Below are 14,239 nucleotides of genomic sequence, written 5' to 3'. Positions count from 1 at the left end.
CACGGGGCCCGTCCGCGCGCACGCGCCCGGACGGGCATGCCCGCGTGGCTCGTCACGCCGTGATCCGTTCGCTTCTTCCGGTACTGACGAGACCCACGGAGGGCTCACCCATGTCCGTCTTCGCCACGCTCGGCGCCGCGCTCGGCCGCCTCGCCGACCTGCTCGCCCCGGTGTTCGGCGGCTCGGCGACCGCCGCCGCCATCGTCGTCTGCACGCTCGCCGTGCGGGCCGCCCTGCACCCCCTCGCGCGGGCCGCCGTCCGCGGCGAGAAGTCCCGCACCGCGCTCGCCCCGCAGATGGCCGAAATACGCCGTAAGCACGCCAAGAATCCCGAGCGTATGCAGCGCGAGCTGACCGGGCTCTACCGCGAAGCGGGCTCCTCGCCGCTGGCCGGCTGCCTGCCGATGCTGCTCCAGATGCCGGTCTTCTTCCTCATGTACCACCTCTTCACCTCCTCCCGGTCCGGGCTGTTGGGGGAGCGGCTGCTGGACGCGCCGCTCGGCGGCCGCTGGGCCGACGCGCTCGCCGACGGCGGCCCCTTCGGCGCGCACGGGCTGGTGTACCTGGCGCTGTTCGTGCTGGTCGCGGCCGTGGCGACCTGGAACTACCGGCGGGCCCGCAGGACCGCGGCGGCGGCGCGGGCCGTGGCCCCCGGGTCCGCCGCGTCCTCCGGCGAGGAGGTGCCGGGCATGGCCGCCATGACGAAGCTGGCGCCGCTGCTGTCCTTCGGCACCCTGATCACCGTGGCCGTCGTACCGCTGGCCGCAGGCCTGTACGTGGTGACGACCACGGCGTGGTCGGCGTGCGAGCGGGCGCTGCTGCTCCGCGACCGCGGACAGCCGGCCGAGGCGCCGGGCGCGGCACGGCCGGCCACGCGGACCGGGGGCAAGTCCCGTACGGCTACTGCCAAGTAAAGGTCCAGTACGTGAACGGGGTCTTGCGGGCGGGACCCCGTTCTTGGACGATCGTCCGAATCGCTCGATGGCCGCACCCCATCGGCCGGTCCGGGAGGCCCTTCCGGACCGACCCTTCGCATACGACCACGGGAGTTGAACCGATGAAGCTGCTGCGTGTCGGACCGGTGGGGGCGGAACGCCCGGCGCTGCTCGACGAGACAGGAACCCTGCGTGACCTGTCCGAACTGGTGCCGGACATCGACGGAACGCTGCTCGCGGACGCGACGGCGCTGACCCGGATACGGGAGGCGGCCGCGGCCGGCGGGCTGCCCGCACTGGACCCCGCCGGGCTCCGTACGGGTGCGCCGCTCGCGCACATCGGCAAGGTCGTGTGCATCGGGCTGAACTATCACGACCACGCCCGGGAGACCGGCGCGCCCATCCCGGACGAGCCGATCGTCTTCATGAAGGCCCCGGACACCGTCGTCGGCCCCGACGACACCGTGCTCGTCCCCCGCGGCAGCGAGAAGACCGACTGGGAGGTCGAACTGGCCGTCGTCATCGGCCGTACGGCCCGCTACCTGGAGACCGACGAGCAGGCGCGCGCGGCCGTCGCGGGCTACACCATCGCCCACGACGTCTCCGAACGCGCCTTCCAGATCGAGCGCGGCGGCCAGTGGGACAAGGGCAAGAACTGCGAGACGTTCAACCCGCTGGGCCCCTGGCTGGTCACCGCCGACGAGGTCGCCGACCCGCAGGCCCTCGGCGTACGCCTCTGGGTCAACGGTGAGCTGAAGCAGGACGGCACCACCGCCGAGCAGATCTTCCCGGTCGCCGAAGTCGTCCGCTACCTCAGCCACTTCATGACCCTCTACCCCGGCGACGTCATCAACACCGGCACCCCGGCCGGCGTCGCCATGGGCCACCCCGAGCCCAAGCCGTACCTCCGCGCCGGCGACGTCGTCGAGCTGGAGATCGACGGCCTGGGCCGGCAGCGGCAGGAGCTGAAGGACGCCTGACGCGGCGGCGGGTGGCCCGCAGCACCCCGTGCCTCACTTCTTCGGGGTCAGGGCCACCCAGACCGGTCCCTTGGCGAAGTCGAGGCGATTGCCGTCGGAGGTGGTGAAGGTGGTGCCGCCGTCCGCTGCCGGGCGGGACCACCGGGCCTCGTACTTCTTGCCGTCGCGGAGGACGAGGGCGTCGCCCGAGCCCACGGTTTCCGTGTACGGGGTGACGCTGCCCCACTTGTCGTGCAGGCGGGAGGAGCGGACGGTGACGTACTGGACGATCACCGTGGCGACGTCCAGCCGGCCGGCGCCCGTGGTGCGGAAGGGCGTGCCGTCCATCGAGACCAGCCAGCGGTTCCGGGGTTCGGACCAGGTGAAGGCGAAGCGGGCAGCGGGGTAGCGGACGTCCTGGCGGGAGGTCCGGGTGCCGCCCGAGGGCGCTGAGCCGAAGCGGAAGCCGATGTCTGCGGGGGCCGAGGCGTCGGGCGCGGCCTCCAGGGCGCGGGCCGGGCGCAGGTACAGGTTGTGCGGCGCGGCGCGGTCCTGGCTGCGGACGTACGCGTCGGGTGCCTTGCCCGGCGGCAGCGGGACGATCGGGGCCGAGTCCAGGGTGGGGCGGAGCTTGGCCTGGGCGCCGGAGTAGGCCAGCGCCGGGTGGCCGAACTGGCGGAGCAGTTCGAGGTCGGACTCGCGGGCGCTGCGGACCGGCCCGACGCGGTCGGGGAGGTGGGCGGCGAAGACGGCCAGTATCCGGCTGAGGCCCGCCTCCACCTGCTCGGTGTAGAGGATGTCGGCGTGCTCCAGGCCGGTCTGCGGCCGCGCTGCGGAGACGTTGTCGATCTTCACGGCCAGTACCTTGTCGCCCGCGCCGTCCTCGCCGGTGAACGGCGACCGCCCGGCGCCCCCCGCCTCGCAGCCGGCCACCAGCGGCGTCAGCCCCGCGGCGAGGCCCGCCGCCAGCACGGTGCGCCGTGATGATCCGGTCCAGCCCGCCCCGCCCGTACGCGCCATGGGGTACCGCCTCTCTGTCGCCGGTTCCCCCACAGCTTTCCCGTAATTCCGGGCGGGGCGCACGCTTTCCGTCAGGCGGGCCGCAGGAATCGCTCCAACGCCTCGACGACGAGGGCGTGGTCGTCGGCCTGCGCGAGGCCGGAGACGGCCACGGCGCCGACGACGCCGGTGCCGCGGAGGCGGACGGGGAAGGCCCCGCCGTGGGCCGCGTAGCGGTCGGGGTCCAGCCGGGAGGACTCCTCGAAGGTCCGGCCCTTGGCCCGGAAGCGGGCACCGACCAGGAAGGACGCCTCGCCGTACCGCTCCACGACCCGGCACTTGCGGTCCAGCCAGGCGTCGTTGTCGGCGCTGGTGCCGGGCAGTGCGCAGTGGAAGAGGCGCTGGGCGCCGCGGCGGATGCTGATGGTGACGGCGGCGTTCCGCTCGCGGGCCAGGTCGACGAGGAGGGTGCCGAGGGCCCAGGCGTCGTCGTTGCCGAAGCGGTCGAACACCAGGCGGCGTTCGTGCTCCTCCAGGGTGGCGATGTCGTCGGCGGCGGTCATCGGGCGGCCTCGATCCGGACGGTGCGGCCCTCGGCGGCCGAGCGCTTGGCGGCCTCCAGGACGCGCAGGGCCGCGGCGGCCTCCAGAGCGGTGACCGGGGGCTCGCCGCCGGTACGCAGCGCCTCGGCGACCGCGGCGTAGTACGCGGGGTAGTCGCCCGGCAGGGTGGGGACGGGCTCGCCGCCACCGGTCTGCGGGGACTCCCCGGCACCGAGCCGGCCCCAGGAGGACTCCGGCTCCACGCCCCACGCGGTCTCGCCGCCGGGCCGCTGGCCCTCGCGCAGCGCCGCCTCCTGCGGGTCCAGGCCGTACTTCACATAACCGGCCTCGCTGCCGAGCACCCGGAAGCGCGGGCCGAGCTGGGCCGTGGTCGCGCTCACCCACAGGTGGGAGCGGACGCCGCTCCGGTGCGTGATCGCGAGGAAGGTGTCGTCGTCGGCCTCGGCGCCCGCCCGGCGCACGTCGGACTCCGCGTACACCGAGACGGCCGGGCCGAAGAGGGTGAGGGCCTGGTCGGCGACGTGGCTGCCCAGGTCGTACAGCAGCCCGCCGATCTCGGCCGGGTCGCCGGACTCGCGCCAGCCGCCCTTGGGCTTCGGCCGCCAGCGCTCGAACCGCGACTCGAAGCGCCACACTTCGCCGAGCGCGCCGTCCTCGACCAGCTTGCGCAGGGTCAGGAAGTCGTTGTCCCAGCGGCGGTTCTGGAAGACGGAGAGGAGCAGGCCGCGCTCCTCCGCCAGGGCGGCGAGCTGCTCGGCCTCGGCCGCGGTCGCGGCGAGCGGCTTGTCGACGACGACCGGGAGGCCCGCCTCCAGCGCTGCGGTGGCGAGCGGGACGTGGGTCTTGTTCGGCGAGGCGAGGACGATCAGGTCCAGCTCGCCGGCGCGGGCCAGCACCTCGTCCGGGGTGCCGACCGTACGCACCTGCGGGTGCTCGGCGCGGGCCTGCGCCTGCCGGTCGGGGCTGGAGGTGGAGACCGTGTCGAGGACCAGGCCCTCGGTCGCGGCGATCATCGGGGCGTGGAAGACGGAGCCGGCCAGGCCGTAACCGATCAGGCCGACGCGCAGGGGGCTGCCGGGGAGTGCGGTACCGGTGGAGACGCTCGGGCTGCTCATGGCTCCCACTTAAGCAACGCTGTTGCCAAAGTGCAAGCGATCCCCACAATGGAGGGGTGAGCAGCGACCGTCCTCCCCTTCCCGACCTGCCCGTTTCCGGCCCGGCCCGGCCGGCGCCCGGCGGCGCCAACCTGCCCCTGCTCCGCGGGCACAACGCGGCCGTGCTGCTCGGACTGCTGCGCGCGGCGGGTGAGGGCGGCGTCAGCCGGCTGGAGCTGGCCGAGCGCAGCGGGCTCACCCCGCAGGCGGTCAGCAAGATCACCGCACGGCTGCGCGAGGAAGGGCTCGTCACCGAAGCCGGCCGGCGCGCCTCCACCGGCGGCAAGCCCCGTACGGTCCTGCGGCTGGTGCCCGGCGCCCGGCACGCGATCGGGCTGCACCTGGACCGGGACGAGAGCGTCGCGGTCCTCGCCGACCTGACGGGCGAGCCGGTCGCGGTACGGCGCGCACCGCTCGACCTGGGCGCCGGAGCCCCCGAGGTGCTGGCGGCGGCCGCGGCCCAGGTCGCCGAGGTGCGCGCCGCCGCGCCCGAGGCGCAGGTGATCGGCGCCGGCGTGGCCTGCCCCGGGCCACTGGACCACCGTACGGGCGTCCTGCACCGGGTCACCGGCCTCCCGCAGTGGGACGGCTACCCGCTGCGCGACGCGCTCGCCGAACGGCTCGGGCTGCCGGTCGTACTGGACAAGGACACCAACGCGGCGGCGCACGGCCTGGCGCAGCACGCCCGCGGCGCCGGGTCGTTCGGCTATCTGCACCTGGGCACGGGGCTGGGCGCCGGACTGGTGCTCGGCGGCGCGGTGCACCGCGGGGCCAGGACCGGAGCGGGCGAGTTCGGGCACCAGGTGGTGCAGCTGGACGGGCCGCCGTGCGGCTGCGGCAAGCGCGGGTGCATCGAGGCGCTGTGCCTGGCCGCGGTGGCCGCCGGGGACTCGCCCACGGCGGCCCGGGTGCTCGGCGTGGGTGCCGCCAACCTCGTCGAGCTGCTGGACGTCGACCGGGTCCTGCTGGGCGGCCGTACGGTGCTGGCCGACCCCGGTACGTACGTGAGCGGGGTCGCCGCCTCGCTCGACGGCCAGCTGCGCGCGCACGGTGCCGGCGGGGCCCGTACGGTGCCGGTCGAGGCCGCGCCCGGCGGCCCGGACGCGGTCGCGCTCGGCGCGGCCCATCTGGTGCTGGCCACGCTCTTCGCTTCTCCCCGCGGGACGTTGGGGAGCGCGCGGGCCTGACCCGCAACCGCAGGAGCCGCCCGTGCGAGGATCGGCCGGTGGACTACCCGAACGAGCAGGCGCCCGGAGCGCCGATCAGGGCCGGCATCCCCGAGCACGGCCGCATCCCCAAGTACTACGCGGCGAAGGTGCGGATCGCCGAGCTGCTGGACGAGCTGGGCGAGGGGGAGACGCTGCCGACCGAGCGCGATCTCGCGCTGCGGTTCGAGGTCTCACGGGAGACGCTGCGGCAGGCGCTGCGCGAGCTGGTCCTCGAAGGCCGCATCCGCCGTCTCGGCCGCGGCACGGTCGTGGCCGGGCCCAAGCTCGAACAGCCGCTGGCGCTGGCGAGTTACACGGAGGGCGTACGCAAGCAGGGCCGCCGGCCGGGGCGGAACCTGATCGGTCTCGACCGCTTCCCGTGCAATGCGGCGCTCGCCGCGGACCTCGGGCTGCCGGTCGGCGAGCCGGTGTGGCACATGGAGCGCGTGCTGCTCGCGGACGACGAGCGGGTCGGGCTGGAGAGTACGTACGTCGCCGTGGAGCGGGTGCCGCGGCTGGATGCCGACTTCGAGCCGGACTCCTCCTTCTACGCCTACCTGCACGACCGGCTCGGCATCGGTTTCGGTGACGCGGACGAGCGGCTGGAGACGGTGCTGGCGACGCCGCGCGAGGCGCTGCTGATCGGGACGCCGGGGGCGTTGCCGATGCTGCTGATCCATCGGATCAGCCGCGATGTGGGCGGGCGCCCTCTGGAGCGGGTGCGGACGCTGTTCCGCGGCGACCGGTTCTCGTTCACGACGCGGCTCGGCGGCGCCCCGTAAGGGGCGCGGGGAACTGCGCGAGCAACATGGGGCGGCCGGCCACCGGCCGGCACCTCTACGGCGAGGGCCGTCGCTCCTCTAAGGTAACGAGAAAATAACGGGTCTAGGCCAACTTTGATGGCCCGTTAACCGGCTGGTTGCCGCGCGGACCGCAGTCGGCCACCCGGCGCGACGAGCGTCACCGGCATGCGAGTCATAGTTGTCGGAGCCGGCGTGCTGGGGACCATGCACGCCTGGCATGCAGTCGAACGCGGCCACGAGGTCGTCCACATCGAGCGGGAGGCCGAGGCCCGCGGCGCCTCGGTACGGAACTTCGGGCAGATCTGGGTCAGCGGCCGCGCGGGCGGCGAGGAGCTGGACACCGCGCTGCGCGCCCGCGAGCTGTGGGAGGGGATCGGCGCCCGGGTGCCGGGCCTCGGCTTCCGCGCCATCGGCTCGCTGACCGTCGTGAAGAACGAGGCTGAACGGGCCGTCGCCGAGGCCGCCACCCGCCGCCCGGACGCTGCCGCACGCGGCTACGAGCTGCTGGGCGCCGAGGAGGCCCGTGCGCTCAACCCCGCGCTGCGCGGCGACTTCCTCGGCGCCCTGTGGTGCGAGCGCGACGCCGCCGTCGAACCCCGCGTCGCCCAGCGCGAGCTGAAGCAGGCGCTGCTCGCCTCCGGCCGCTACACCTACCTCGGCGGGCGCGAGGTCCGCGACGTGGTGGGCGAGGCCGCCGTACGGGACGACCACGGCGACGTCCACCGCGGCGACGCCGTCGTGCTGTGCACCGGCGCCTGGCTGAGCGGCCTGGTCCGCGAGCTCGTACCGGACCTGCCCGTCCGCCGCGTACGGCTGCAGATGATGCAGACCGACCCGCTCGGCGAGCCGCTGACCACCTCCGTCGCCGACGCGGACAGCTTCCGCTACTACCCGGCGTACGGCAGCGAGGCGCTGGACGCGCTGAACGCCGGCCAGGCGCAGGCGCCCACCGCCGCCGCGCACAAGATGCAGCTCCTGACGGTGCAGCGCGCGGACGGCGGGCTGACCATCGGCGACACGCACGAGTACGAGACGCCGTTCGCCTTCGACACGGTCGAGGAGCCCTACGAGCACCTCACCGGCGTCGTCGAATCGATCCTCGGCCGGCCGCTGCCGCGCATCCGGCACCGCTGGGCCGGGGTGTACGCGCAGTGCACGGACACCGGCCGGGTCGTGCACCGGGAGCAGGCGAGCGACGGCGTGTGGCTGGTCACCGGGCCCGGCGGGCGCGGCATGACCTGCTCCCCGGCGATCGCCGAGAAGACCGCGAACGAACTGGGATGGTGAGCCACTTGACCACGAACGCAGCAGACGACCAGGCCATCGAGCTGGTCGTGCTCGACATGGCCGGTACGACCGTCGCCGACGGCGGACTGGTCGAGCAGGCATTCGACGCGGCCGCGCGGCACCTCGGCGTCGAGCCGGGCACCCCCGACCACGCCGAGAAGCTCGCCTACGTGCGCGCCACCATGGGCGAGTCGAAGATCTCCGTCTTCCGGCACCTCTTCGGCGACGAGGACAAGGCGCAGGCCGCCAACGCCCGCTTCGAGGAGGCGTACGGCGAGCTGGTCGACGGCGGGCTGATCGCGCCCGTGCCCGGCGCCCGCGAGGCCGTCGAGGCGCTGCAGGCCGCGGGGATCACCGTCGTCCTGAGCACCGGCTTCGCCCGGGTCACCCAGGACGCGATCCTCGCCGCGCTCGGCTGGCAGGACCTCGTGCCGCTCACCCTCTGCCCGGCCGACGCCGGCGGGCGCGGCCGCCCGTACCCCGACATGGTGCTCGCCGCGCTGCTGCGCACCGGCGCCACCGACGCCGTGCAGAAGATCGCGGTGGCGGGTGACACCTCGTACGACATGCTGTCCGGCCGCCGGGCCGGGGCGTCCGTCGTCGCCGGGGTGCTCACCGGCGCCCACGACGAGGACCAGCTGACGGCCGCGGGCGCCACCCACGTCCTCGGCTCGGTCGCCGAACTGCCCGCCCTGCTGGGAGTGGTACGCGATGACCGCCCCGCCTGACACGGCAGCCGCGACCGCAGCCCCGGTGACCGCGAGGGCCGCCTCCGGCATCCGCTTCGAGAACGTCTCCGTCGCGTACGGCTCGCACACCGTCCTGGACGGCCTCGACCTGACCGTCGAGCCGGGCGAGGTGATGGCCCTGCTCGGCCCGTCCGGGTCCGGCAAGACCACCGCGCTCCGGGCCGTCGCCGGGTTCGTGACACCGGCCTCGGGGCGGGTGTTGATCGGCGGCCGGGACGTCACCGGACTCCCGCCCTACAAGCGCGGCATCGGCATGGTCGTCCAGAGCTACGCGCTCTTCCCGCACCTGCGCGTCGCCGACAATGTCGCCTTCGGGCTGAAGGCGCAGAAGGTGCCGCGCGGCGAGATCGCCGACCGGGTCACCGAGGCATTGGAGCTGACCGGCATGGCCGGGTACGCCCGGCGCTACCCGCGCGAGCTCTCCGGCGGCCAGCAGCAGCGCGTCGCCATCGCCCGCGCGCTGGCCATCCGGCCCGGCGTGCTCCTCCTGGACGAGCCGCTCTCCGCGCTGGACGCGCAGCTGCGCTCCGGGATGCTGGCCGAACTGGCGCGGCTCCACCGCGAACTGCCCGACGTGTCGATCCTGTACGTCACCCACGACCAGGTCGAAGCGCTCACCCTCGCCGACCGGATCGCGGTCATGGACCGGGCGCGGCTGCGGGACTGCGGTACGCCGCGGGAGCTGTACCGGGCGCCGCGCACCGAGTTCACCGCCTCCTTCGTGGGCAACGCCAACCTGCTGCCGGTGACGGCCGGTCCCGGTGACTCCACCGTGTCCTTCGGGGACACCGAGCTGGCGGTGCGCGGCACGGAGGGCGTGGCGCGGTGCGCCGCGGCCACCCTGTGCGTACGGCCCCACCTGGTCGGGCTGGGGGAGGGACCGAACGCGCTGCGCGGCCGGCTCGCCGAACTCCAGTGGCGCGGCGCCACCCACCGGCTGTCCGTGGAGGTCGCGGGCCACCGGGTCATGGCCGACGTGCGTGAGCTGCGGGACGCGCCCGCGGTGGGCGACGAGGTGACGCTGCACTTCGCGCCCGAGGACGCGGTGCTGATACCGGTGGGGGCGGGTACCGATGGCTAGCCTCACCCAGCGGGCGCGCCTCGGCGCCCCGGCCCGGACGCGGGTCCGCGCGCTGCCGCGCGGCCTGTGGGCCCTCCCGCCCGTCGCCGCCCTCGCGCTGGTCTTCCTCTACCCGCTCGCCCTGCTGGTGCGGCAGTCGTTCACGCCGGACGAGGGCGGGCCGATGACCGCCGCGTACAGCGAGGTGCTGGCCGCGGCGTCCTTCCAGGACGCGCTGGTCAACACCGTGCTGATCGCGGCCGGGGCGACCGCCGGCTGTCTGCTGCTCGGCTTCGTCCTGGCGCTGGTCGTGGCCTTCGTGCCGTTCCCCGGCGCCCGCGCGCTCGGCCGGTTCATCGACATCTTCCTGGCCTTCCCGTCCTTCCTGATCACCCTCGCGCTGCTCTTCGTCTACGGCTCGACGGGCGTGGCCAACGGGCTGTGGACCTCGGCGACCGGCGCGGGGAGCGGCCCGTTCGACTTCCTGCACACGCCCTGGGGCGTACTGCTCGCGGAGATCACCTACTTCACGCCGTTCGTGATGCGCCCACTGCTGGCCGCGTTCTCGCAGGTGGAGACCGGGCAGCTGGAGGCCGCCGCGTCGCTCGGCGCCCGGCCGTGGCGGATCGTCCGCACGGTGATCCTGCCGGAGGCACTGCCCTCGCTCGCGGCGGGCGGCGCGCTCGTCCTGGTGATGTGCCTGAACGAGTTCGGGATCGTGCTCTTCACCGGCGCCAAGGACGTGGTCACGCTGCCGGTCCTCGTCTACACCAAGGCCATCCTCGACGGCGACTACACCGGCGCGTGCGTCGTCGCGGTCGTCAACATCGCACTGTCCGTCGCGCTGTACGCCGGCTACCGCGCGCTCGTGGCGCGCACCGGCCGCGAAGGAGGCCCCCGCCGTGCTCGTGCATAGCAAGAAAGCCAAGGCAGCCGTGTGGGCGGGCTTCCTGCTGCTCTTCCTGCCGCTGTTCGCGCTGCCGTTCGCCGTCATCCTGGCTGCGTCCTTCGCCTCCACCTGGAGCGGCGCGCTGCCCTCCGGGCCGACGCCGGCGCACTACCAGGACATGACCAAGGGCGACTCGCTGGACGCGCTGGTCACCAGCCTGCTGACCGCGCTCGCCGCGAGCCTGCTGGCGCTGGCCGCCGGGACCTGGGCGGCGCTGGCCGCGCAGCGCCTGGGCGGCCGGGGCAAGAAGGTCATCGACACCCTCTTCATGCTGCCGGTGGCGGTGCCCTCCGTCGCCGTCGGCCTCTCCCTGCTGGTCGCCTTCTCGCAGCCGCCGCTGCTGCTCAACGGCACCCGGCAGATCGTGATCATCGCCCATACGGTGCTGGTCACCGCGTTCGCCCACCAGTCGGTGAGCGCGGCGCTGGACCGGCTGGACCCCGCGTACGAGCAGAGCGCCGCGGCCCTCGGGGCCCGCCCGGCGTACGTGCTGTGGCGGGTCAAGCTGCCGCTGCTGCTGCCCTCGCTGACGGCCGCCACCGGGCTCTGCTTCGCGCTGTCCATGGGCGAGCTGAGCGCCACGATGATGATCTATCCGCCCGACTGGCTGCCGCTGCCGGTCCAGATCTTCGCCACCACCGACCGGGGCGCCCTCTTCAGCGGCGCCGCCCTCGCGGTGGCCCTGATGGCCGCGACGCTGATCGTGCTCTTCGGCGTCTCCCGCATCCGTACCAGAGCCTCCTACCGCTGACGCGCACCCTTCCCCGAGGAGTCACGACCCGCCATGCGCTGCCACCCGTACCTCAAGCCGGTCGCCGCGACCGTCTCCGTCCTGGCGCTCGGTGCCGGACTGACGGCCTGCGGCTCCACCGCCGCCGACCCGAACGCCAAGGAAGTCACCGTCTACAGCGCCGACGGCCTGAAGGGCGAGAAGGGCGACGGGTTCTACGACAAGGTCTTCAAGGACTTCGAGAAGAAGACCGGCATCAAGGTCAACTACGTGGAGGCCGGCTCCGGCGCGGCCGTCCAGCGGCTCGCCCGCGAGAAGATGAACACCCAGGCCGACGTGGTCGTCACCCTCCCGCCGTTCATCCAGCAGGCGGACGGCAAGGGCCTGCTGCAGAAGTACGAGCCCAAGGGGTACGACAAGGTGGCCGCCGCCGACCGGGACCCGGGCGGCAAGTGGACCTCCGTCGTCAACAACTACTTCTGCTTCATCTACAACAAGAAGCAGCTCAAGACGCCGCCGGAGAGCTGGCAGGACCTGCTGGACCCCAAGTACAGGAACAAGCTCCAGTACTCCACGCCGGGCGTCGCCGGGGACGGCACCGCCGTCGTCATCAAGGCCATGCACGACCTGGGTGGCACCGATCAGGCCATGGACTACTTCAAGAAGCTCCAGGCCAACAACGTCGGCCCGTCCTCCTCCACCGGACAGCTCGCGCCCAAGACCGCCAAGGGCGAGCTGCTCATCGCCAACGGCGACGTGCAGATGAACTTCGCCACCATGAAGTCCATGCCCGACCAGGGCATCTTCTTCCCGGCCGCCAAGAAGGGGGGCAAGCCCTCCACGTTCGCGCTGCCGTACGCGGCCGGGCTGGTGAAGAACGCCCCGCACACCGAGAACGGCAAGAAGTTCCTGGACTACCTGCTGAGCCCGGAGGTCCAGCAGGAGGTCTCCTCGGTCGGCGGCGGCTTCGCGGCCCGCCAGGACGTCAAGGCCACCGACGAGAACGCCCGGAAGCTCGCGGAGATCATGAAGGGCGTCGAGATCTTCGAGCCGGACTGGCAGGACATCGACAAGAACCTCGACACCTACATCGACGCCTGGAAGTCGGCCACCGGCAGCTGACGGGCCGTCTCCTGGTCCCGTCCTTCTCACCGCACGGCCCTGGCGCTCCGCACAGTATCGCGGAATGGTAACGGGTCCAGACCCGATGCCCCTGTCCCCACAGGGGCGTCGGGTCGTGCCGGGCACCCTCACACCCCACGGAGGACCACCTTGTCCGAGCTCAGCAGACGATCCCTGCTCATCGGCGCCACCGCAGGGCTGGCCGGCGCCGCGCTGGCCGCCGGGCCGCTCGCCGCCGTCGCCGGTGCCGCGGCCCGCACCCCCAAGGTCCTGGTCATCGGCCTGGACGGGGCCGGCCGGCTGGACCGCGTACGGGACGCCGACACCCCTGTCCTCGACTCCCTCATGGCCGCCGGGATCACCGCACCCACCAGCCTCTACGCGAGCCCGATGGCCCGCACCGAGTCGGCGCCCGGCTGGTCGACGCTGCTCACCGGCGTCTGGCCCGACAAGCACGGCGTCCAGGACAACAGCTTCACCGGCGCGGACTACGGCAGTTACCCCGACTTCCTCACCCGCGCCGAACGCGCACGCGCCGCCCTGCGCACGTACGCCGTCGCCTCCTGGGCACCGATCACCGAGCGGATCCTCTCCGCCGAGGTCGACACCCGCGTCGCGACCCCGTCGGCGGAGTACGACAAGGGCACCACGGCCCGGGCCGTCGCCCAGCTGAAGGACGGAAACCCGGACGCGGTCTTCGTCCAGCTCGACAACGTCGACCACGCCGGCCACGCGTCCGGCGCCGCGAGCCAGGCGTACCTGGACGCGCTCCGCACCGCGGACGCCCAGGTCGGCGAGATGCTCACGGCCGTGAAGTCCCGTGCCGCGTACGCCACCGAGGACTGGCTGGTCCTGATCAGCGCCGACCACGGCCACACCGACGCCGGCGGCCACGGTGGGAACAGCTGGGGCGAGCGGCAGACCTTCGTCCTGGCCTCCGGCGGCGGGCTGCCGGCCCGCACGGTCCGCGAGGACGTACGGCTCGTCGACGTGGCCGCCACCGCCCTGCGCCACCTCGGCGTCACCCCCGCCCCCGCCTGGCAGCTGGACGGCCGCCCCCTGCAGGCCTCCGTCGCCGACGACTTCGACGTGCTGCGGCCGAAGCTGACCGGACCCGTCGACGAGACCGGCGTCGGCGCCGGTGTACTCGGCTTCACCCGCACCCCGCCGCCCGGCTGGTCCGTCGACAACTCCGCGATGGGCGGCGGCGGGATCACCGAGTGGCGTGGCTGGTCCTTCACCACCGACGAGTTCTGGACCAAGGCCGCCCCCGGCCAGCAGCGCGAGTCCAACGTCCGGGCGCGCGGCGTCTTCGCGGTCGCCGACGGCGACGAGTGGTCCGACGCGGCCACCACCGGCACCTTCGACTCCACGCTGGTCAGCCCGGCCTGGCCGGTCAGCGGCGGCGCGCGGGCCACCCTCGCCTTCTCCTCCCACTACCTCCAGGAGGGCTCGCAGCGGGCCGAGGTGCTGGTCTCGTACGACGACGGCGCCCCGGCCGTCGTCCGCACCTGCACCGCGGACGCCGTCGCCCGGGCCGAGGCCATCGCCCTGGACGTGCCCTCCGGCGCGCGGACCGTACGGGTCCGCTTCCGCTACACCGGAGGCAACAACTGGTACTGGGCGGTCGACGGGGTCAAGGTCACGTCCGGCTGACTTAGGCTGTGGGCGTCGGTCGTACGTACGTTTCGCGTGAGACGTGCGACAACGGCCGGCGCCCT

At 73.7% G+C, this 14,239-nt stretch carries 14 protein-coding genes; 11 read left to right on the top strand and 3 right to left on the bottom strand.

The window, feature by feature from the left end; all coding sequences use genetic code 11:
• Window positions 1–110: 110 nt before the first annotated feature.
• Together AAC944_RS14395 and AAC944_RS14390 are read left to right on the top strand one after the other, a co-directional pair.
• Window positions 111–914, top strand: a complete 804-nt coding sequence (locus AAC944_RS14395) for a YidC/Oxa1 family membrane protein insertase (RefSeq protein WP_030614271.1) — start codon at window positions 111–113, stop codon at window positions 912–914.
• A 143-nt stretch (window positions 915–1,057) separates the two neighbouring features.
• Window positions 1,058–1,915 carry a fumarylacetoacetate hydrolase family protein gene (locus tag AAC944_RS14390; RefSeq protein WP_030614256.1) on the top strand — a complete coding sequence of 286 codons (858 nt, stop codon included), beginning with the start codon at window positions 1,058–1,060 and terminating at the stop codon, window positions 1,913–1,915.
• 33 nt (window positions 1,916–1,948) lie between these two features.
• Here AAC944_RS14390 and AAC944_RS14385 read toward each other — a convergent pair whose 3' ends face one another.
• The 3 genes from AAC944_RS14385 to AAC944_RS14375 form a co-directional block, all read right to left on the bottom strand.
• Window positions 1,949–2,914, bottom strand: a complete 966-nt coding sequence (locus AAC944_RS14385) for a DUF3048 domain-containing protein (protein WP_030614252.1) — start codon at window positions 2,912–2,914, stop codon at window positions 1,949–1,951.
• A gap of 71 nt (window positions 2,915–2,985) precedes the next feature.
• Complete coding sequence (locus AAC944_RS14380) at window positions 2,986–3,456, bottom strand: heme-degrading domain-containing protein (RefSeq protein ID WP_030614249.1); 471 nt, start codon at window positions 3,454–3,456, stop codon at window positions 2,986–2,988.
• Window positions 3,453–4,571, bottom strand: a complete 1,119-nt coding sequence (locus AAC944_RS14375) for a Gfo/Idh/MocA family oxidoreductase (protein WP_030614247.1) — start codon at window positions 4,569–4,571, stop codon at window positions 3,453–3,455. The genes AAC944_RS14380 and AAC944_RS14375 overlap by 4 nt, the downstream gene beginning before the upstream one ends.
• Window positions 4,572–4,657: 86 nt before the next feature.
• Here AAC944_RS14375 and AAC944_RS14370 point away from each other — a divergent pair, with 86 nt between their 5' ends.
• From AAC944_RS14370 to AAC944_RS14330, 9 genes are all read left to right on the top strand, one after another.
• Complete coding sequence (locus tag AAC944_RS14370) at window positions 4,658–5,797, top strand: ROK family transcriptional regulator (RefSeq protein WP_051871740.1); 1,140 nt, start codon at window positions 4,658–4,660, stop codon at window positions 5,795–5,797.
• Window positions 5,798–5,835: 38 nt separating this feature from the next.
• The gene (locus AAC944_RS14365) at window positions 5,836–6,600 is read left to right on the top strand and encodes a GntR family transcriptional regulator (RefSeq protein ID WP_030614241.1); all 765 of its coding nucleotides are present in this window, start codon (window positions 5,836–5,838) and stop codon (window positions 6,598–6,600) included.
• A gap of 186 nt (window positions 6,601–6,786) precedes the next feature.
• Entirely contained in the window at window positions 6,787–7,908 is a 1,122-nt protein-coding gene (locus AAC944_RS14360) for a TIGR03364 family FAD-dependent oxidoreductase (protein WP_030614237.1), read from the top strand.
• Entirely contained in the window at window positions 7,902–8,636 is a 735-nt protein-coding gene (locus tag AAC944_RS14355; RefSeq protein WP_030614234.1) for a phosphonatase-like hydrolase, read from the top strand. The genes AAC944_RS14360 and AAC944_RS14355 overlap by 7 nt, the downstream gene beginning before the upstream one ends.
• Window positions 8,620–9,738 carry an ABC transporter ATP-binding protein gene (locus AAC944_RS14350; RefSeq protein WP_051871724.1) on the top strand — a complete coding sequence of 373 codons (1,119 nt, stop codon included), beginning with the start codon at window positions 8,620–8,622 and terminating at the stop codon, window positions 9,736–9,738. The genes AAC944_RS14355 and AAC944_RS14350 overlap by 17 nt, the downstream gene beginning before the upstream one ends.
• Entirely contained in the window at window positions 9,731–10,633 is a 903-nt protein-coding gene (locus AAC944_RS14345; protein ID WP_030614228.1) for a 2-aminoethylphosphonate ABC transporter permease subunit, read from the top strand. The genes AAC944_RS14350 and AAC944_RS14345 overlap by 8 nt, the downstream gene beginning before the upstream one ends.
• Entirely contained in the window at window positions 10,620–11,417 is a 798-nt protein-coding gene (locus AAC944_RS14340) for an ABC transporter permease (protein WP_030614225.1), read from the top strand. The genes AAC944_RS14345 and AAC944_RS14340 overlap by 14 nt, the downstream gene beginning before the upstream one ends.
• A gap of 33 nt (window positions 11,418–11,450) precedes the next feature.
• The gene (locus tag AAC944_RS14335; RefSeq protein ID WP_030614223.1) at window positions 11,451–12,518 is read left to right on the top strand and encodes a 2-aminoethylphosphonate ABC transporter substrate-binding protein; all 1,068 of its coding nucleotides are present in this window, start codon (window positions 11,451–11,453) and stop codon (window positions 12,516–12,518) included.
• Window positions 12,519–12,668: 150 nt separating this feature from the next.
• Window positions 12,669–14,174, top strand: coding sequence for an alkaline phosphatase family protein (locus AAC944_RS14330; RefSeq protein ID WP_030614219.1), 1,506 nt, complete (start codon window positions 12,669–12,671; stop codon window positions 14,172–14,174).
• Window positions 14,175–14,239 lie beyond the last annotated feature (65 nt).

The sequence above is a fragment of the Streptomyces sclerotialus genome (assembly GCF_040907265.1).
Classification (GTDB): Bacteria; Actinomycetota; Actinomycetes; order Streptomycetales; family Streptomycetaceae; genus Streptomyces; species Streptomyces sclerotialus.
This window is presented reverse-complemented; position numbering and strand designations above follow the sequence as displayed.